Genomic DNA, 20,265 nt, shown 5'->3' with positions numbered 1-20,265 from the left:
CGCTCGCTGCCCAGCGCTAGGCTAATGAGCGATGGACGACGGTTTAACCGGTTGCTCCCGTAAACACTTTACTGAGCCCCTCCGGCATTCGCCCCCGCTGCCTTCGTTCGACCAGAAACAGGGCCGCCAGTGTCAGCACATAAGGAAGCATGAATAGCAGGAAGGGGGACACATCCACCCCACGGCTTTGCAGCACCAGCTGGAGCGCCTGCGCTCCGCCGAACAAATATGCGCCGAGCATGGCGCGAAACGGGCGCCAGGAAGCAAAGATGACGAGCGCCGCGGCGACAATGCCCCTGCCGCTGGTCATACCTTCCACCCATGAATGGGTGAAGGCGACGGAAAGCTGGGTACCGCCAACTCCGGCAAGAAATCCTCCGGAAATAACAGCCAGATATCGGATAAGCACCGGCGATATACCGTATGCGTATACGACTTCATCGCGTTCTCCGACCGCGCGAAGGATAACGCCGATTCGAGTCCGGTGCAATAACAGCCAAACGCCCGGCACGAGCAGATAAGATACGTATGTCAAAGGGTCGTGTTTAAAGAGGATCGGACCTATCCAAGGGATATCGGAGAGAAGCGGTATTTCCACCGTATTAAATCCCACGATTGACGCGCTTACGAACGAGCGGCCAAAGAAAGCGGTCAAGCCGAGACCGAGAAACATGAGCGTGAGCCCTGAGGCAAGCTGATTCGCATTGCGCGAGATAACGAGAAATGCGTGCATGAGAGAAATCAATCCGCCGCATATACCTCCGCCAAGCGCGCCGATCCAGGGATTACCGGTCCAGACGGTGACGGCGAAGCCTCCGAGAGCCCCTGCTACCATAGCCCCTTCCGTGCCGAGGTTGATTACGCCTGCCCGCTCCGAAATGAGCTCACCCATGCTTGCATACAGAACGGATGTGCCGGACCTGAGAGCGCCGGTCAATATGTCCGCGATCATTTCGCGCGCCCCCTTCCAAACGCCAGAATCGAGATCAGAATAATCGCCATAAAGATATGCATGGCTGAGGAAGGAAGCCCGCTTGTCATCTCAAGTGCATTGCCGGCAACCGATGTCGCTCCTATAATGAGGGCCGTTCCAATTATCCAGAGCGGCTGATTCCATGCCATCCATGCGGCAAGAAAGCCGAGATATCCGTAATTCACGCCTGTTGACGGGCGAAGCCGCCCTTCTATTCCGGTTATCTCGATCATACCCGCCAGGCCGGCAAGTGCTCCGGCTGCCAGTAGAACTAACACCTGCATCCGCTCCGCCGGAATTCCCGCGAGTCTGGCGGCCACCGAATTGCCGCCTACCGTCTTGAGACGATATCCAAACCTTGTTCGGGTGAGCAGCCACCAGATAAATACAGCCAGCGCAAGCGCTATGACCACTCCCAGGTGAATCCGAGTTCCCGTAACGACCGGCAGTCTTAACGAGTCGTCGATTTGCGGAGAAAAAGGCCAGTTGAATGATGCCGGGTCTTTGAGGATACCATGCACGAAATAACCTACCGTGTAAAATGCGATATAATTCAGCAGCAATGTGGTAATCGTCTCATTCATGCGGCCATAATGGCGAAGTCCTGCGGCTACTCCCGCCCATAACGCCCCTCCTGCCGCACCGGCGATAGCCAGCATCGGCAGCCCGGCATAAGCGGGCCATCCGCTCACTGCATAAAGCGCAGCGAAGGTTGTGGTCAATGCGCCGATGGCAAGTTGGCCTTCGCCGCCGACATTGACGAGTCCGGCTCTGGCCGGCAGCGCGGTCGCCAGAGCCGTCAGCAGAATCGGCGTTGTTTTCACTACAACCTCGCCAAAACCGTAGCTGTCACCAAAGCTTGAACGTATCATAGTTATATAAATCTCTAAAGGATTTGCTCCCACGAGGAGCAGAAAGAGGGCGAACAGTATAAACGGACCGACAATCGCAAGTCCGATATGAACGTTCGGCAGCGTTTTGCGCCAAAACGGCACATTAGATGATGCCTCTAAAGCCGCAGCAGCAGCGCCCTGCCGAATATCGTCAACCGGCTCATGGGGCGGTTCACTCATTGGAGCGGCATGGTTCATGCGCTTTCCCCCTTGAGCATAATCGTACCTATTGTCTGCATATCGACTGCCACCGGATCATAAGGACCATACAGCCTGCCTTCATTCAGCACGACTATCCGGTCAGACAAGCGAAATAGCTCGTTAAGCTCCTCGGAGATGAGCAGAATGGCCGCTCCTTCATCGGCAAACTGCCTCAGCATTGACTGGATGCGCCTTGTCGTCCCGATGTCGAGCCCCCGGCTCGGATAGCTCACGACCATCGCCTTCGGCTTTGCAATAAGCGCTCTTGCCAGCACCATCCGCTGGATGTTTCCGCCTGAAAGCCGTTTCGCATACCGTTCCGGTCCGGCGACCCCCAGCTTTCGGACAGACTCTGATTCCTCAAACGAACGCCGTATTTCCCGCCAATCGATTCCGGCGCCGCGCGGCACGAGAGGCAGCCCGCCAAGCGTCATATGCTCCAGTACGGAGAAGCCTGCAACAATCGAATCGCGGATAGGATCTTCACTGACAAAGCCGACTCTCGCCTTCAGAAACTCCCCGGGCTGCTTGCCGGTTAAATCGCGTTCGCCGCTTGTGATCTTACCGCTGAAAGACTGCCGCAGACCGACGAGAGTCTCGGCCAACTCCCGCTGCCCATTGCCGGATATTCCAGCCACACCAATGATTGTATGGCTGTAGAGTGATAGATTAAGGTCCCTGAATATAACGCGGCCGTGGTCATCCCGCACCGATAATCCAATCGTGCGCAAAACCGGCTCGCCTGCACCGAAGTGAGCGGATTTGTTCTTAATTTCTCCGGCTTGATTCATGGCCGCAGCATCCCGAGCCGCAAGTGCGCCGTCAGCTGTCGGTATCGTTCGACTTTCATCATCTCGCAGCATCATCGCTACAAGAGACATTTCATCCAATCCGTTTTCCCGCGTGCCGGTATAGGTTACTCCCCCTTCCCGCAGCACCGTCACCCGGTCCGCGCATGCAGCAACCTCGCCTATTTTATGAGTTATAAGCAAAATCGCGAAACCGTCGTCACGCAGCTTGCGCAGTAAATCGAGAAAGGAGGTCACTTCACCGGGAGTCAGTACACTTGTCGGCTCATCGAAGATGAGCAATCTCGCATCATTCCCCAGCAGCGCTTTAACGATTTCTACACGTTGACGCTGCCCAAGGTCAAGCCGCCACACAAAAGCATCCGGATTCACATCCAGTCCATATTGTCCGGAGATCGCTGTGATTCGTTCACTAAGTGTTTTCAATCCAAGCGTGAACAGTCCCCGCCCAACGGCAAGAGCCATATTCTCGACGACGGTGAGTGAGGGTACGAGACGGAAATCCTGGAACACCATTCTCACTCCAAGCAATTTCGCTTTCGATGGAGGAAATAACGCCGCCGGCGCTCCTTCGATAAAGATTTCCCCCTCGTCAGGAGGGTAAAGACCGTACAGCATTTTCATCAGAGTGCTCTTGCCTGCGCCGTTCTCGCCAAGTATGGCATGAATTTCACCGCTGTAAATATTCATGCTGATCCGGTTATTTGCAGCTAAAGAACCGAACCTCTTGGTCACCCCAACCACCTGGAGCAATGGCATGGGGCCTGTTTCCTCCGACGAAGACTGTACCGCCCTGCTCATATCCTGTTTCACCGTCATCACAACCTTTATGTTATTTAACCTAACATACAGTCGCAGTATTCTTCTTGCTTTTAATAATATCTTACGTGAAGATGAATGTCTCTATTGATATTCAACAAACTTTAGCGTTGTTTCTTAGTGAATCATAATAAAAGCTTTACATTCATTACATTTAATTAACTTCATATGTAATATATTTTATTCAATAAATAATTGAATATCAAAACAAAAAAGCTGCACCGCCGCTTTCATCGAATTACGATGAAGCGAGAGTGCAGCTTTTTTTTATATTTATGCCTTAATTGCGGAGAGCTCTGCATATTTTGCCGCATACCGGCTCACTGAATGGATAAACGTCGCATGGGACCATGTCAGCGGTGCGACAGATAACGGACTGCCGTCAAGAGGATGTATCTGCTCGGGTAGAAGTCCGCTCGACAATGCGTGCTTCACGACCCATTCCATCGTCTGGCGCGGACCTTCCAAATCCTTCAGGCTTTGAGCGGATTCGATCTCGAAATTCGCTACCCAAAGGGTACAAATGATCCATGGGTTGCCCGGAATATTCTCGATATCGCCGGATTGCTGGAAATAGTAGTCGTTCGTGTAACGGGCGGCTCCGCCTACGCCGTTGCGGATCGACAGTCCTGTCTTGATCGCACTCATCGTACTAATGACGCGGGGGTCTTCAACAGGCAGAACGCCGAACTCCCAAATGCCGAACAGGCTGCTCTCCAGCGTCATGTCTTTCACCCAACGATTGTCCTTCTGGATTAGCCCCCGGGCAAACCGGCCCGATTCCTCATCCCACAGATGTGTCAGCATCCCGTGTTTGATCGCTTGGGCGGTGTTGCGCAGATGATCGCTCCGCTCGTAATCGCCGAACAATTCGGTAAAGTACGCCCCCGCCATCAATCCTCCGTACACGGAAGCCACCGTATACGTCCAAATACCGTACCGTTCTTCCCACAGATCATAGCTCGGCTTGGGCAGGGACAGCGAATGCTCCATATATTGGCTCAAGAACGCTGCGCCTTTGCGTATCAAATTGTTATATAACGACTGAGGAAGCTCAATCACCTGATTGCGCATATAATCCTTCCAAAGCGCGAACAGCACGAGCGCCGTCTCGTCCTCCTGGATCGGCAGCCTTCGGCTTCCCTGCACGATATAGGGATGCCAGCTCGAGCCGACCGTGCCGTCCGGATTATACTTGTGAAATAAATAACCGTCCGGCGAAAGCGTCTGGGCGCAAAATTGGAAGAACGGCGATATAACGCTCTGGAATCCGGCAGCGGACATCGCATCGGCAATCAGAGCGCCGTCGCGCGGCCACATATAACTGTAATGATCCCGGTTGTACTGCAGAATATCCGTATCGTTGGCTGCGACGATCGCCCCGCGTTCATCCGTCTGCGTGCGCACGATGAGCAGACTCAGTCTGAACATGCGGGACACTTCAGGCGGAAGATCGCCCAAATTGACCTCCGCCCTGTGGAGCCAATGCTTCCAGTAGATGACGATCCGGCTGAGCAGTTTCTCCGGATGGCTTTCCTGGACATATTGGTTCAGTTCTTTGACTTCCTCGAGATTCTTGCCGATGGACATCCAGTAATACACGGTTTTCTCGCCGCCGCCCGGTACCACGGTCCGAAAGCTCATCGTACTGTCCACCGAGCCCTGAGAGATCGAGTTTCCCATCAGAATTCCGTCTTCGGCGTCCCGCCAAGTTCCTTCGGCAGAGTGAAACCGCTTGATGCCGGTTGTATACTGCATCATTCCGCCTTCGTCCGAGAAGCCGTTAAACATGAAATAAGAGGAACGCTTATAGTGAAACATCGTATGATTATCGGGATAATAAGCCGCTGTATCCCCGACCTCCGAGCCGTCTATCATCAGATCCTGATGGAAGAACAGACGAAACTCCCGGGGCTCGGACGATTTGTTGCGGACTACGACACGCTTGATATAAATACATTCGCGCTGGTGAATACCGTCGTTCATATGCAGCTCGACATTAAGCCGCTCGTTCTTCGCGATTACATTCGTGACAAGGGAATCCTCAATGTACCCGAGCTCGAATTTCCACTCCGGTTCCTCCAGCCAGGAGAATTGACCGCCGACCCAAATGCCGAACCTGCAGTACTGCCCCCCGACGTGATTAAGCTGTCCCACATAGGGATAATAGATGTCGCGGATATAACAGTTTTTATCCAGGTTGACAAGCAGCTTGCCGTTGCCGATTACGAGATGACGGGCCATGGTTATGTCTCCTTTCGATTCAGCAGAAGTTCGCCATAAAGTTCCATGTACGATTTCGCGGATTGCTTCCAGCTGCAATCATCTTTCGCGCCATTGGCGACGATCTTCTGCCATGCCTGCTCGTCGTTGTAAAACGTGAGCGCTCTGCGTATGGTGAATAGCAGGTCTTGAGCGTTGTAATTGGTAAAGCTGAACCCGTTTCCTTCTCCTGTGAACTCGTTGAAGGCCTTAACCGTATCCTTCAGTCCGCCGGTTTCCCTCACGATCGGCACAGAACGATAACGCAGCGCAATAAGCTGGCTCAAACCGCACGGTTCGAATTGAGACGGCATAAGGTACATATCGCTCGCCGCATATATCCTCCTTGCGAGACCGTCATTGAAGCCGAACCAAACCGCAACCTGGCCCGGCCGCTCTGCTGCTGCGCGGCGAAACATTTGTTCATAGTGCCAATCGCCTGCCCCGAGTACGGCCAGCTGTACTCCTTCCTTAAGCATAGGCTCAAGCACGGCCTGGATCAGATCCAATCCTTTCTGGTCCACAAGGCGCGACACGATGCCGATAAGCGGTGTGGCATCCGATTCGGCAAGACCAAGCTCACGCTGCAGCGCCAGCTTGTTCTTGCGTTTACGCGGAAGCGAGCCGCGATACGGCACCTTCACTGCCGGATCATGCATCGGGTCAAATGAGTCGGTGTCTATTCCATTGACGATACCCGTCAAATCTTCGGAACGGGACCGCAGCAACCCGTCAAGCTTCTCTCCGTAAGCTTCCGTCTGGATTTCCTGCGCATATGTCGGACTAACTGTCGTCAGCTTGTCCGCATAGCTCAGACCGCCTTTCATACAGCTTCCTGCGCCGTAAAATTCGATTCCCTCCGATCCGAACAGCTCCTCGCCGCTTCCGATCAGATCCATCAGCAGCTCCTTACCGAACACACCTTGATAACGCAGATTATGTATCGTGTAGACAGTGGCGATATCCCGGCAAACCGGTTCATGCGCATATCGCGTCTTGAGAAGAAAAGGAATAAGCCCTGTCTGCCAATCATGGCAATGAATAATATCCGGAAGGAATTCCAAATGGAAGAGCGCCTCGGTAACGGCAAAGCAGAAAAAGACGAAGCGCTCCGCATCGTCGCCATAGCCATACAATCCACCGCGCCGGAAATAGTATTCATTGTCGATCAGGTAGAATACAACTCCGTCAATTTCCGCTTTGAGCAGCCCGCAATACTGCTCGCGCCAGCCGAGGCGGACCGTAAAAACGGCAACTGTCTCGAATTGCTTCGCGAACGCTTCCGGAATGGCTTCATATTTGGGGAGGATAACCCGCACCTCGGCACCGAGCTCCTTCAAAGCCTTGGGCAGAGACCCGGCGACATCCGCAAGTCCCCCCGTCTTGATAAGCGGTACAGCCTCCGAAGTGGCAAATAACAATTTCATTGTATGATTTCACCTCTGTCTCTCTATCGGAACCCCGATCCCGGGGCTGTTATATTACCTTACGCTTGATCGCCAAGAACGGTGAAGATGCGCCGCCGCGAAGATCTCGGCTTCTTTCAATCGTTACGTCTTTATCCAGAATGACGTGGTCGACGCTGCTGTTCTCGCCGATTATGCCGTTTTGCATCACAATGCTGTTACGGACAACCGCGCCCCTGCGGACATGAACTCCACGGAACAATATGCTGTTCACGACCGTCCCTTCGATAATGCAGCCGTTGGCTATCAGTGAATTGCTTGTTTTCGCCCCGTCCGCATATCTGGCGGGCGGCTCATCCTTGACCTTCGTATAGATCGGCCCCGGCTCAAAGAACAAACTCCTCCAAACATTGGGGCACAGCAGCTGCATGCTGTTTTGATAATAGCTCGAAACCGTATTGACGATGCCCAAATAGCCTTCATACATATGGCTCTGAATATGAAGCGTATCGACACGTGACATGATGGCGTGCCTTACAAGATGATCCTGGCCCTGCGCCAGCGACGTCTCCACGAGTTCAAGCAGCAATTCCTTGCGCATGATATACATTTCCATCGAGACGATATCGCTGTCCATCCGGCCGTAATGATCCTGCATCGCCGTAATGCGCCCGGAGCCGTCTATAAGTACTTTCCGCGCATTGCCGTCCAGCAGATCTCTTTGCTCCTTACAAACAACCGTTATATCCGCTCCGCTTGCTTTGTGCTCCTCGGCGATCGGGTCGAAATCGATATTGCAAATCATATGACTGCGCGTTATGACGACATATTCCACCGAACTGCGCTCAAAATAGTCGCGGTGCTGATAGAAATGAAACAAGTCGCCGCGGCGCACCTCATTGACATCGTCGGTTATCGGCGGCAGCATAAACAACCCGCTTTGTCTGTGGTGGAGATCCCAATGCTTCCCGGAGCCCAGATGATCCATCAGTGAACGGTATTTGGTATGAGCGAATACGGCTACCTTTGTAATGCCGGAGTTTACCATGCTCGATAAAGTAAAGTCGATCAGCCGGTAACGCGCGCCGAACGGCACTGTTGCCAAGCATCGTCCCGCCGTCAGCGACTCAAGCTCATCCGATTCATGAATCAGGTTAATAACGCCGATAATGTTCGAATTCATGGTTGCTCCACCTCCTGCAGCGATTGATTCGTCGCAACATATTCATCACTTCCGATTACCGTCACGGCACCTCTGTTCGGGCTGCCGATCGTCACGCCGTCCGCGATAATTGCACCTTCTCCGATAATGGAGCGATATATGGAAACGCCTTTGCCGATTTTAACGCCCGGCATAATAACCGATTCCTCGATGCGGCTGTCAATGCCGGCTTGAACGCCGTAGAATAAGACCGATTGCTTCACGAGGCCTTCAACGACACAACCTTCTGTAATCAGCGAATTGATAACTTCGGTCCCGGACGCTATATAATGGGCCGGCCGATTCGGGTTAACCGAGTATATCCGCCATTCGTGGTCGTTCAAATCAAGCGGAGGCTTTTCGGCAAGCAGATCCATATTCGATTCCCATAAGCTTTCTATCGTGCCGACGTCTTTCCAATAGCCGTTAAATGTATAGGAATTCAGCTTTACCCCATCCTGCAGCATGGCAGGTATGACGTCTTTACCGAAATCGTTGCCGGATAAACGGTTTGCTTCGTCGCGGATCAAATATTGTTGAAGTACGTGCCAGGAGAAAATATATACTCCCATTGAGGCCAAGTTGCTCGTCGGCACCTTTGGTTTTTCTTCGAACGAAGTGACTCTGCCGTCATCGTCGACTTGCATGATGCCAAAACGGCTCGCTTCCTTCCACCCCACCTCAATGCACGCGATCGTAACATCGGCACCGGTCTGTTCATGCTGCTGCAGCATCAGCTCGTAATCCATTTTATAAATATGATCGCCTGAAATGACAAGCACATAATCGGGATCAAACCGATCAATGAACCCCATGTTCTGGTATATAGCATTGGCCGTTCCTTTGTACCACATGCCGCCTTTTTGTTTCACGTATGGAGGAAGAATGGCCATTCCGCCGTCACGCCTGTCAAGCCCCCAAGGACTGCCGATGCCAAGATAGGTGTTAAGCACAAGCGGCTGATATTGGGTCAATACGCCGACCGTGTCGATGCCCGAATGAGCGCAGTTGCTTAAAGTAAAATCGATAATACGGTACTTCCCGCCGAAATGGACGGCCGGCTTGGCTAAATCCTTCGTAAGCACTCCCAGTCTTTTCCCTTCACCGCCGGCAAGAAGCATAGCTATCATTCGTTTTCTGCCCATGGACACCCTCTCCTTTTCCACTGCAGCAGGCCGCAGCAGTAATTAAGTGTACAGTTTCAATACAACTCGCGTTACGATAAATGCGTTACCCCTTGCGAATAAGTAAGCAATTGGAAGCTGAGTGGCGGAAGATCAAGTGCCAAGCTGGATTCCCTTCCGTGCCAAGGAACATCCCGGCTGTGAAACACATCCGGTATATGTTCCCATGTACCTCCGAATGCTGTCGATTCGCTATTTAAAACGAGCCGGTATTGACCCGGTTCGGGGACGCCTATAATGAATTGGTTATATTGATGGCGGGAGAAGTTGCACACGGAGATCGCGAACTGATCGGAATGATGGCCCCTTCGCATAAAAACAACAATGCTCTGCGCCGCATTATGCACGTCGATCCATTCGAAGCCCCCCGGCTCGCAGTCCCGTTCCCACAACGATGTGTGCCGGGCATAAGCTGCATTGAGCGTTTGCACATAATGGTGCATACGCCCGTGCAAATGGTAATCGAGCAGCATCCAATCCAGCGATTCCGCGTCCTTCCATTCGTCGAATTGCCCCCACTCGCCTCCCATGAAGAGCAGCTTCTTTCCCGGATGCGTGATCCAATACCCGTAGAATAAGCGAAGCTGGGCAAATTTTTGCTCGTAGGTACCGGACATTTTGTTCAAGAGCGATCGTTTGCCGTGTACAACCTCGTCATGGGAAAGCGGAAGCACGAAGTTTTCGGAAAAGGCGTATACAAGTGAAAAAGTAATCAAATTGTGGTGGTGCCTGCGATCATCAGGATCGAGCGCCATATAGCGGAGCATATCATTCATCCAACCCATGTTCCATTTAAAGTTAAAGCCGAGGCCGCCCATATGGGTCGGTGAAGTTACAGCCGGCCATGCCGAGGAGTCTTCTGCAATCATGAGGGTGTCGGGATAATAATGAAACACTGTCTCGTTAAGCCGCTTCAGAAAGCGGATAGCATCGACATTCTCCGATCCGCCGAATTTATTAAGCGTCCGCAGTTCCGGAGGTTTGTCAAAGTGAAGGTCGATCATGCTGGCTACTGCATCTACACGCAGTCCGTCGATATGATAAACATCCATCCAGAAAATCGCGTTCGAGATAAGGAAGCTCTGCACCTCTGTGCATCCAAAGTCAAAGGCAAGCGTCCCCCAAAGCGGTTTCTCAGCACGTTTCCAATCGGTGCCTTCATAGATTGGCGTCCCGTCAAACAATCTCAAGCCATGATCATCCTTGCAGAAATGACCCGGAACCCAGTCCAAAATAACACCGATTCCCCTTTGATGGCACCTGTCGATTAAATGCATAAGCTGCTGCGGAGATCCGTAACGGCTCGTTGCCGAGTAGTAGCCCGTCACCTGATACCCCCAAGATTGATCAAGAGGATGCTCGGTAATCGGAAGCAGCTCGATATGGGTGTAGCCCATGTCGAGGACATAATCTACCAATTGTCCGGCCATTTCCTCATACGTCCAGAAATTTTCTTTTCCATTATTACGCCAGGATCCAAGATGCACTTCATAGATGAGCATCGGCTCACTATAAGGTCTGCCGGCCTGCTTGCGTCTTTGCCAGTCCCCGTCCCGCCAGTCATAGCCGTTAATTTCGGCTACTATCGAAGCCGTGCCCGGTCTGCGTTCGGATGCAAAGGCGTATGGGTCGGATTTCAGCACTCTGCCGCCGTCCGGCGTTTCAATCTCGTATTTATAAACCGCACCCGGTCCGACTTCCGGAACGAACAAACACCATACGCCCGTGTCGCCAATCCGTTCCATCGCATGACTTTCACCCTGCCAGCCGTTAAAGGAGGAAACAATACTCACGCCGACTGCGTTGGGCGCCCATACTGCAAACCGTACGCCTTGTTCATCGCCAAGGCTGACAAGGTGCGCGCCCAGCGTCCTATAACTATGAAACAATTTACCCTTATTAAATAAATATAAATCACGCGTGGACAAGCCAAATGCAGCATTTACCATAAGTAGCAAGCACCTCCCATATAAGGATGGTTATGATAGGCCGTTGTCAAGATTATTGCTGCGATTGCGCGATATTTCCTTCATTATACACCTTTCGTCAATTGGTTGGCACTCTATTTTCTGAAAATTTCGTTTGTTTCCGGGCTTTTTACCCTGGAACTGAAAGGCAAAAAATACAAGCTTTAATCTACTATATACGTCCGGACGCTGAAAAATTAATGCCAATTGTGCCGGATTTATAAATGAAAGCATTTCAAATCTGCGCTTGTTCGCGTACCAAATATGGATTCCTCAGGCATCATTAACCAAAACCCGGGAATTGCAATCAAAATACAAGAGTCGCTTCTGTATTTGGTTCCCAGTTTCAAAGATACGCAAACGCTCGCTGCATAAGGGAGTCCGGCCCAAACATGCCCGAACATGGAAAGGACCTCGGCGCCGCTGCTGCGCGCTGAGGTCCTCTCACTTGAATATATAAGCCTGTAAGGTTCTTACTCCTCCGCATCCAGCCTGGAAACGTTCTTGGAGATTGAAGTGCCTGTGTACCGCTTGCGATAAAGCAGTGGAGTAATACCGATATGGTCGGAGAACGACCGCGAGAAATGAGGAGTTTGTTTAAAGCCCGTTTCATTCGCGATGCGGGAAATCGGCCAATTAGTCTTCAGCAGCATCAGCTTGGCCTGGTCGAGCCGGTACGAGAGCAAATATTGCTGCGGCGTGCAGTCGAACACTTCGCTCATACAGCGGGCGATGTAATTGGGATGCAGCCCAAGCGCTTCGCCAAGCTTCCGGTTCGTCACCGAAGTCCGGAAATGCAGCTTCAAATATGCGGCGGCTTCTTCGGCTACGGCGATCGGAGCTTTGGCGGCATCGCTCCTCCAGCCTTCATCGAACAGCTGAAGCAAATGCAGAAACCATTGCTGCCGCTGCCAGAATGCGGCGTGAGACGTACCCATCGCCGCTTCGTGCAGCTTGCCGAACAAGGAGATGGCTTCCTCGGGAAACCCGAGCGTCATTGTCTTGGGGAGACGGATCGCATAGGAATAATAATCGCCCCGAAGCGTTCCGCTGTTGTTCTCGACCAGCTCTTCCCAAGGTCCCGATGTCTGAAAATGCACCCAGTCGAGCACGGTATTCTCCGTGCAGGGTTTAACGGGATAATGCCAGCGGTCAGGGCGGAGAATGACCATTTGCCCCGGACCGAGCGCCCAAGTACGCGATTCCTCGCCAATATATAGCGTACCGCTGTGAACGAAGAGCAGATCAAAAACACCGATATTACGGCGGTTCGGATGCTTGCCGCCCGGCGAATATGTTTTCCGGTTGGATTCTATGAAATAAGGCAGCGGCGGCGATAAAAAAGTAAGCAGCGGATCGGACGACAAAAGAAGCCCTCCCTGTTGATATGACTGAGCTGTTAATTAAAATTTGACGCCCGTTTATTTTATCAAACTATTCCCCCTTGAGAAACAGAAAATTACTGTATAACGATAAAAAATAAAGTCCCGCCGGCAATAAATCATATAGTGAATCTATCAGGTCCGGGTCTCGCTTTACCTAGAGGCGCTAATCTTTTATACTGATCGTAAAGCTTACCATCTGGGAGGACCCATCGTTATATGACGAATTCGATTTATCGCTGGAGCCTTAATCTGATCACACTGGCGTTATTATTTTTAATTGTGTTTGTTATGACGGGACACAATCTCGCCTCCTTAATCTCCTTTAACTTCTTATCCGGCATTTCGGCCGCTCAGCTGCAAAGTCTCAAGACGATATTCGTGAGTATATTTCTGGAGGCGCTCCCGTTCATTCTCCTGGGGGTTATCATATCATCCGTTCTTCACTTATACATTTCGGAAGAGCGGCTTCAGCGGTTCATTCCGCGAAACCCGGTGCTTGGAGTCGTCTACGCCTGTCTGCTCGGCATACTGCTGCCTGTTTGCGAGTGCGGCATGATTCCGATCGTCCGCCGTTTGATCAGCAAGGGCATGCCCGTCTACATCGGAATCACTTACATATTGGCGGCTCCCATTATTAACCCGGTGACCTTTGCGGCGACGTTCATGGCTTTCCGGACGGACCATCAGATGGGCTATTTCCGTATCGGCTTGGCGTTTGTCGTTGCATTGATAATCGGAATAGTCCTGTATTATACGGTCCGTAAGAACCCTTTAAAACATCACCTTGAACATAATCGGCATGATCACTCCAACCACCAACATGATCACAATCACTCGCATAATCATAAACCGGGAAACCGGCTGCTGGCCGTGTTCACCCACGCGTCGGACGAATTTTTTGAGATGGGCAAATACTTGATGATTGGCGCTTTCCTCACCGCTGTAATCCAGACATTCATTAGCCGCGAACAGCTTGTCTCGTTGAGCGGCGGCGCCCTTGGATCTCATCTGCTGATGATGGGTTTTGCCTACCTTATATCATTATGCTCTACCTCCGATGCCTTTGTGGCCGCATCGTTCAGCGGTATTTTCCCCAAGGGGGCGCTGCTCGCTTTTCTGGTGTTCGGACCGATGGTCGACTTCAAAAACACGCTTATGATGTTGTCCACCTTTCGTTCACGCTTTGTATTTCGGCTTATCCTGCTCGTAACAGTGGTGGTATTCGTAGGCTCGGTGGCCGTCGGAGAGCTGTGGCCGAATTTATAATAAGGAGGTGCTACCTATGGAAGATCGGACTGAACGCCGATTAATCGTTCATCATGTCATTCGCGCGCTTATACTGGGAAGCATTGCCTTCTACATCGCTCATCTGCAGCTCACGAACAATCTGACACTTTATATCGCCCCGCGCATGACGATATATGTAAAACTGGCTTCGCTCGGACTCTATCTTGTTGCGGTGATCCAGATCTATCATGCGTTTCGGCTGTGGAACCGGCAGGAAGAGGAGCCGGAGGAAGGCTGCAGTTGCGAGCATGATCCCGCGCCGCATTCGCTCGGGCGGAATTTGCTTGTTTACGGACTCTTCGTCATTCCGCTGGCCGCGGTATTCTTCACACCGGATACGACGATCGGCAGCAGCATGGCCGCCAATAAAGGATTTAACCTTAGTGCCTCATCCGTCATTAAGCAGAAGGAAAGCCAGTCTGCTTCCGCGGAAGTCGCCTATGCGTCCGCAAGCGTCACAACGAATACGTCCGGCGCCGCAGTGATATCAACCCCGGATGCTGGCAGTCCGGGCCAAAGCGCTGCAAAGCAGCAGTCACCTGGCAGCGGGGATGCCAAGCTTGAGAAACTGTTCCCCGGCGATGAGTTTACCGAAGCCTACGCCAAACTGGGCATACAGCTATACAAGCAGCCCGTCGTAGAGGTGAAAGAAAAGAATTACATGGAAACGTTGACGGCTGTCGACCTTTATCTGGATAATTTCATAGGCAAAAAATTATCGATTAAAGGTTTCGTCTACCGGGATGATACGTTGAAAGAAAATCAGTTTATTCTTGGCCGCTTCGCGGTTCAGTGCTGTACGGCCGATGCGCTTCCTTACGGGGTGATGGTCGATTTCCCCGAAGCGAACCATTATGATAAGGATAGCTGGCTCAATATGACCGGAACGGTAAGCAAAACCACATACAACGGTCAGGAGATTATTCTGCTCAAAGCCGATAAAATCGAGAAGATTAAGCCGGCCGATGACCCTTACGTGTATCCTGACTACGATTTCGGATAGTAGCCTTGGACTACAGCCCGCCTCCGTCATTTCGGTGCGCGGGATTTTTTTGGTTTTACACGCCGGAACTAGGCCGGGGTCTGGGCAAATCTCCGTCTTCTGGCTGGTTTTCCCTCCAGCTTCTTAGTGTAACATAACGATCGTAAGGCACTCGTATGAGGATCGGAGGTCTGATCGGATCGCTATGATGAAGCTGCGGCGAAAAATCCTTATTAAAATTATGGTTTACTTGCTCGTATCATTGAGCGTTATGTTGACCGCGGGATTCATTTATGAGTGGGCGGGCTCCCGGCAGGATGAGAAAACCTTCGTCCCGGTCGGCAAGCTGTATGAGGTAAATGGCCGAAACATGCATCTGTATACAGGCGGTAGAGGGGATACTACCGTGGTATTATCATCAGGATGGGGGACGGCCAATCCCTACGTTGATTTCTATCCGTTATACAAGGGGCTCGAATCCTCCGTCAAATATGCCGTCTACGACAGGTTCGGTTACGGATTCAGCGATGCGACGTCTTCGAAGAGAGACATCGATACGATCGTGGCGGAAATCCACGAACTTCTTACTGTATCCGGGCAAAAGCCGCCATATGTTTTCGTCGGACATTCCCTGGGATCGCTGGAAACCATCCGATATGCGCAGAAATATCCGGATGAAGTGAAGGGGATCGTGCTGGTGGAAGGCGGCAGCCCGGAGTATTACGCGTCGCGAAAGCCCCTTACGTTGATCCCACTTATTCAGGGGTTTCTGGTAAAGTCAGGTGTAGTGAGGGTGCTCTATCACTTCAATGGATTTGCCGAAGGGATCGCAGATCAAAGAAACGGATTGCGGCTGCTTCCTGAGGATCTAAAAGAACTGGACCGCGTATCGACTTTGATGAAGACGGGGAACCGTAATATGATTGACGAAATGCGGTTGAGCCGTGACAATGCCGAAACGATTCTGGCCGGCGGCAAGCCGCTCCCGGTCCCGATAACGGTGTTGACTGCCGATTATTTCGGCCATCTGAGTAACGACAAGGCTTGGAAGGAATATGAGGCGCAGCTGCCGTCGTGGTCCAACTCGGGCAAACAGATCATCGAACCGGGAACGTCCCACTATCTACATCACTACCGGCCTGATACAGTGGTGAAAGAGATACTCCTTCTATCGGTTCAATAGACGAGCGAATAGTGGACGACACATAGAAAAAGCCTCGTCGTCCGTGTAAACGAGCGGAGAGGCTTTTCAACTGGAATGAAGATGTCTTATTCCTTGTACAGATGTTTTATTTCTGGCAATCCTCGCAAACTCCGTAAATCTCAAAACGGTGATTCATGATTTTATAATTCCCCGGCAAATTGAGGGTTCCATTCATCGGACAATAATCAAACGTCTCAGTCTTCTCGCAGTTTACGCAGATCAAGTGATGATGGTGGTGGTGGGTGCAGCCTCCCTTGAACTTCAAGCCGCCCTCCATAAAATAAAACTGTTCAAGCGCTCCCATATGACTGAGCATGCGCAAATTGCGATATACGGTATCGAAGCTGACCCCTGGATATTTGTCCCTCATTTGGTCATAAACATCTTTGGGCGACAAGAATCCGTCTGCATCAGCAAATATTTGCGCAAGGGTTCGACGCTGGTCGGTGATTCGCCAACCGTTCCGGGACATGACTTCGAGCATTTCCTGCACGATGTGGGTATCCGCCATCGTTTCCCCTCCCCTCTTCTTCTTTATGTCATTATATATTGCCGAACGAAACGCGAGAAGTCAAGGGCAAGCGAATCATCACGGGACATCGATTACAAAAGGGACAATGAACGTCTTCCCGTTGCGCTGGAACTGGCCCCACACTTTGTATACGCCGCTTTGCGGGAAGTTCGTCATAAACTTGGCATCCGGGCCTTTCGACTTATCATCCGACGGATGCACGTGGAGATATTCTCCCGCATCCGCGCTCATGATAACCACATGTCCGACCGCTCCGAGATAAGGCTCCAAATCCGTAACCGGCTTCTTCGACTTCGAATCAACCATACGGAAGGTCAGGTTCAAATCCGTTCCCGCCACCAAATGCTCGTATGCAAGCGTCGCTTCCACGCCGTCTACGCTTTTTACCAATTCCTGATCCGGCTTGATCGGTTTCATATCGGGCGCAGTACCTTTAACGGTAATCCAGGTGCTTTTGTTCGTCGCCGAACCTCCGGTAGGAACATAATCCGCAATCAGCTTATACTCTCCTGCGGCCGGGAACCGGGTCTTGACCTCAAAGCGGCCGTTTCCTTTGTACTCCGGGTGTATGTGGTTGAAGAACGATAAATCCTTGCTTACCACAATCAGATGCATCTGCTTCTCATGGCTAATGTCGAAATTGTCGACCGGCTTACCGTTATCGTCATTGATCTGGACATCAATGGTCGTATCGGAATTCGGCTGGACTTGTTCTTCCGAAAGCTTCCATGCAGCTTCTGTGTGCACTTCCGCCCCTGCGTTCGCATGCTCCCCGCCGGCTTCATGACCCGCATTTCCCGTCTTACTGCCGCCCTCCCCATGATTTGTCCCATGATTTGTCCCATGTTTTGTCTCATGGTTAGTCGACGTAGAGCATGCGGTCATCAGAATTAAAGCTGCAGCCAGCATTACCAAAGCAAATCGTTTCATATTAGAGACCTCCAAATTTCACCTTCAAATTTTTACAATTTGACCCGCTGAAGACGGAGAGCGTTCAGCACAACGGATACCGAGCTGAGCGCCATTGCTGCTCCGGCTAGCCAAGGCGCCAGAAATCCGCTTGCCGCCACAGGTATGCCGATAACGTTGTATGCTAGCGCCCAAAACAAATTTTGTTTGATATTGACCATTGTTCTCTTACTCATTAGAATCGCATCGGGTATACTGTTCAAATCTCCGCGCATGAGGGTTACGTCTGCCGCTTCCATCGCCACATCCGTTCCGGTGCCGATGGCCATTCCGATATCCGCAGTTGCCAGAGCAGGCGCATCATTGATGCCGTCGCCAACCATAGCCACCTTACTGCCGCCCGCTTGGAGCTTCTTCACCTCGGCTGCTTTACCCTCGGGAAGAACTTCAGCGAGAACATGTTCTATCCCTGCTTCAGAGGCGATCGCTCTGGCGGTCCGCTCGTTATCGCCGGTAATCATAATAACGCGAAGCCCCATTTCCTGCAATCGGGACACAGCCTTCCGGGACGTATCCTTTATCGTATCCGCCACTGCTATCGTCGCCGCATACCGCCCGTTCACCGCTACCAGCATCGCGGTCTTCCCCTGCTCTTCCAGTCTGACCATTTCTTCGAGGGCATGCCCGAGCGAAATATCGTGTTGGCCCATCAGCTTGCGCGTGCCGATCAACAGTTCATTGCCTTCAACCGACGCTTGAATTCCGAAGCCCGGGATAGCTTGGAACGAGCCGGGTTGCTGGAGCGCGATTCCTTGAGCTTCAATTCCCTGAACAATCGCTTCCGCAAGCGGATGCTCTGAATTACGCTCGGCCGATCCGATCCAGCTGAGCAGCTGTTCGCGGTTCCACGATGCTTCGACTTGGATATCCGTAAGCTCCGGCTTTCCCTTCGTGACCGTACCTGTCTTATCAAGCAGAATGGTGTTAATCCGGTGCACCGCTTCCAGATGCTCGCCGCCCTTGAACAGAATACCGAGCTCGGCTGCCCGCCCGGAGCCTGCCATAATTGATGTCGGAGTGGCTAGCCCCAACGCGCAGGGGCAAGCAATAACAAGAATCGCAATAGCCTTCTCAAGCGCTCCGGGGAAATTGCCTGGTTCGGCCACGAAATACCAGATTAACAAGGCTGCTGCAGCAATGACGACGACGATCGGGACGAATATACCGGAAATAACGTCGGCAACCCGTTGGATCGGCGCTTTGGAGCCCTGCGCTTCTTCAACAACTTTAATGATCTGGGCTAAAGCAGTCTCTTTGCCCACTTTGGTGGCTCTGGCCTTCAGCACCCCGTTTTTGTTAATCGTAGCTCCGATAACCGCGAGGCCCGCATGCTTCTCTACCGGGACACTCTCACCGGTAAGCATCGATTCGTCAACAGCAGATAAACCTTCCATCACTTCGCCGTCAACGGGGATTTTCTCGCCCGGCTTGACGATGAATATGTCTCCGGCAACAACTTCTTCAACCGGGACGCTCACTTCCAGCCCCTCCCGCATTATTCGCGCGGTCTTGGCTTGTAATCCCATCAGCGATTTAATCGCTTCGGAGGTACGGCCTTTGGCCAGCAATTCGAAGAGCTTGCCAAGCAGAATCAGCGTGATCAGGATTGAGCTTGTTTCGTAATAGAGCTCAATCTGATGATGGCTGCCGGTGGACCGAATCGTCATATATAGGCTGTAGAAGTAAGCGGCGGAGGTCCCAAGCGCTACGAGCACATCCATATTCGCGCTCCCATTGCGCAAGGCTTTATATGCGCCTGTATAAAATGGCCATCCGATGATAAACTGGACGGGAGTGGCCAGAATAAGCTGAAACCAGGGATTCATAAACAGCTCCGGCACCGGAATCCATGCGGTGAAGGAGAAATGTCCGACCATCGCCCACAGGAGCGGAAGGGAGAGCAGCGATGAAGCAAGCAGCTTGCGCTTCTGATTACGCAGTATTTCCTCTCTGCGTGCGCCGGAATCATCAATTTCCTCCTTCAGCTTCGCCTTATACCCGAGCTGTTCGACCTTGTGTATCATACCGGCAACATCAACGCCCGATGACGAGAATTCAACACTCGCCGTTTCAAGCGCGAAGTTCACTGACGCGTGATGGACGCCTTCCAGTTTATTCAACCCTTTTTCAATCCGATTGGCGCAAGCCGCGCACGTCATTCCCGTTATTTGCAGGGTTGTTTGTTGATTTC

14 protein-coding genes and 1 pseudogene are annotated in these 20,265 nt (G+C 51.9%); 3 read left to right on the top strand and 12 right to left on the bottom strand.

The annotated features are described in order from the left end of the window. Positions 1-43 precede the first annotated feature (43 nt). The 9 genes from KZ483_RS12510 to KZ483_RS12470 all read right to left on the bottom strand — a co-directional run bounded on the left by KZ483_RS12510 (position 44) and on the right by KZ483_RS12470 (position 13,082). Entirely contained in the window at positions 44-952 is a 909-nt protein-coding gene (locus tag KZ483_RS12510) for an ABC transporter permease (RefSeq protein ID WP_220352953.1), read from the bottom strand. Beyond that, positions 949-2,064 carry an ABC transporter permease gene (locus KZ483_RS12505; RefSeq protein WP_258881671.1) on the bottom strand — a complete coding sequence of 372 codons (1,116 nt, stop codon included), beginning with the start codon at positions 2,062-2,064 and terminating at the stop codon, positions 949-951. The genes KZ483_RS12510 and KZ483_RS12505 overlap by 4 nt, the downstream gene beginning before the upstream one ends. Beyond that, on the bottom strand, positions 2,061-3,695 hold the full coding sequence (locus KZ483_RS12500) for an ABC transporter ATP-binding protein (protein WP_258881732.1): 1,635 nt from the start codon (positions 3,693-3,695) through the stop codon (positions 2,061-2,063). Before KZ483_RS12500 ends, KZ483_RS12505 begins: the two co-directional genes overlap by 4 nt. Before the next feature lie 273 nt (positions 3,696-3,968). Continuing rightward, positions 3,969-5,939: a glycoside hydrolase family 15 protein gene (locus KZ483_RS12495; RefSeq protein WP_220352950.1), complete on the bottom strand. Its 1,971-nt coding sequence runs from the start codon at positions 5,937-5,939 to the stop codon at positions 3,969-3,971. A 2-nt stretch (positions 5,940-5,941) separates the two neighbouring features. Beyond that, positions 5,942-7,384, bottom strand: a complete 1,443-nt coding sequence (gene glgA / locus KZ483_RS12490) for a glycogen synthase GlgA (protein WP_220352949.1) — start codon at positions 7,382-7,384, stop codon at positions 5,942-5,944. A gap of 49 nt (positions 7,385-7,433) precedes the next feature. Next, positions 7,434-8,546 carry a glucose-1-phosphate adenylyltransferase subunit GlgD gene (gene glgD, locus KZ483_RS12485; RefSeq protein WP_220352948.1) on the bottom strand — a complete coding sequence of 371 codons (1,113 nt, stop codon included), beginning with the start codon at positions 8,544-8,546 and terminating at the stop codon, positions 7,434-7,436. Continuing rightward, a complete protein-coding gene (locus KZ483_RS12480; RefSeq protein ID WP_220352946.1) occupies positions 8,543-9,709 on the bottom strand; it encodes a glucose-1-phosphate adenylyltransferase in 1,167 nt (388 codons plus the stop codon). Before KZ483_RS12480 ends, glgD begins: the two co-directional genes overlap by 4 nt. A 71-nt stretch (positions 9,710-9,780) precedes the next feature. Then, positions 9,781-11,697, bottom strand: a complete 1,917-nt coding sequence (gene glgB / locus KZ483_RS12475) for a 1,4-alpha-glucan branching protein GlgB (RefSeq protein ID WP_220352945.1) — start codon at positions 11,695-11,697, stop codon at positions 9,781-9,783. A gap of 491 nt (positions 11,698-12,188) precedes the next feature. Continuing rightward, positions 12,189-13,082 carry a helix-turn-helix transcriptional regulator gene (locus KZ483_RS12470; protein WP_220352944.1) on the bottom strand — a complete coding sequence of 298 codons (894 nt, stop codon included), beginning with the start codon at positions 13,080-13,082 and terminating at the stop codon, positions 12,189-12,191. 234 nt (positions 13,083-13,316) lie between these two features. Here KZ483_RS12470 and KZ483_RS12465 point away from each other — a divergent pair, with 234 nt between their 5' ends. From KZ483_RS12465 to KZ483_RS12455, 3 genes are all read left to right on the top strand, one after another. Continuing rightward, a complete protein-coding gene (locus KZ483_RS12465; RefSeq protein ID WP_220352943.1) occupies positions 13,317-14,366 on the top strand; it encodes a permease in 1,050 nt (349 codons plus the stop codon). 16 nt (positions 14,367-14,382) lie between these two features. Further along, positions 14,383-15,390, top strand: a complete 1,008-nt coding sequence (locus KZ483_RS12460; protein WP_220352942.1) for a TIGR03943 family putative permease subunit — start codon at positions 14,383-14,385, stop codon at positions 15,388-15,390. 184 nt (positions 15,391-15,574) lie between these two features. Beyond that, on the top strand, positions 15,575-16,552 hold the full coding sequence (locus KZ483_RS12455) for an alpha/beta hydrolase (protein WP_258881670.1): 978 nt from the start codon (positions 15,575-15,577) through the stop codon (positions 16,550-16,552). A gap of 106 nt (positions 16,553-16,658) precedes the next feature. On the opposite strand, the gene KZ483_RS12450 is transcribed toward KZ483_RS12455, so the two are convergent. The 3 genes and pseudogenes from KZ483_RS12450 to KZ483_RS12440 all read right to left on the bottom strand — a co-directional run. After that, on the bottom strand, positions 16,659-17,084 hold the full coding sequence (locus KZ483_RS12450) for a Fur family transcriptional regulator (protein WP_220352941.1): 426 nt from the start codon (positions 17,082-17,084) through the stop codon (positions 16,659-16,661). A gap of 78 nt (positions 17,085-17,162) precedes the next feature. Continuing rightward, a complete protein-coding gene (locus KZ483_RS12445; protein WP_220352940.1) occupies positions 17,163-18,035 on the bottom strand; it encodes a hypothetical protein in 873 nt (290 codons plus the stop codon). A 32-nt stretch (positions 18,036-18,067) separates the two neighbouring features. After that, a pseudogene (locus KZ483_RS12440) lies at positions 18,068-20,264 on the bottom strand (heavy metal translocating P-type ATPase); the annotation flags it as partial. Position 20,265: the final 1 nt, after the last annotated feature.

It is taken from the genome of Paenibacillus sp. sptzw28 (genome assembly GCF_019550795.1).
GTDB lineage: Bacteria > Bacillota > Bacilli > Paenibacillales > Paenibacillaceae > Paenibacillus_Z.
The sequence above is the reverse complement of the archived record's forward strand: the minus strand, read 5'-3'. Positions and strand labels throughout refer to the sequence as shown.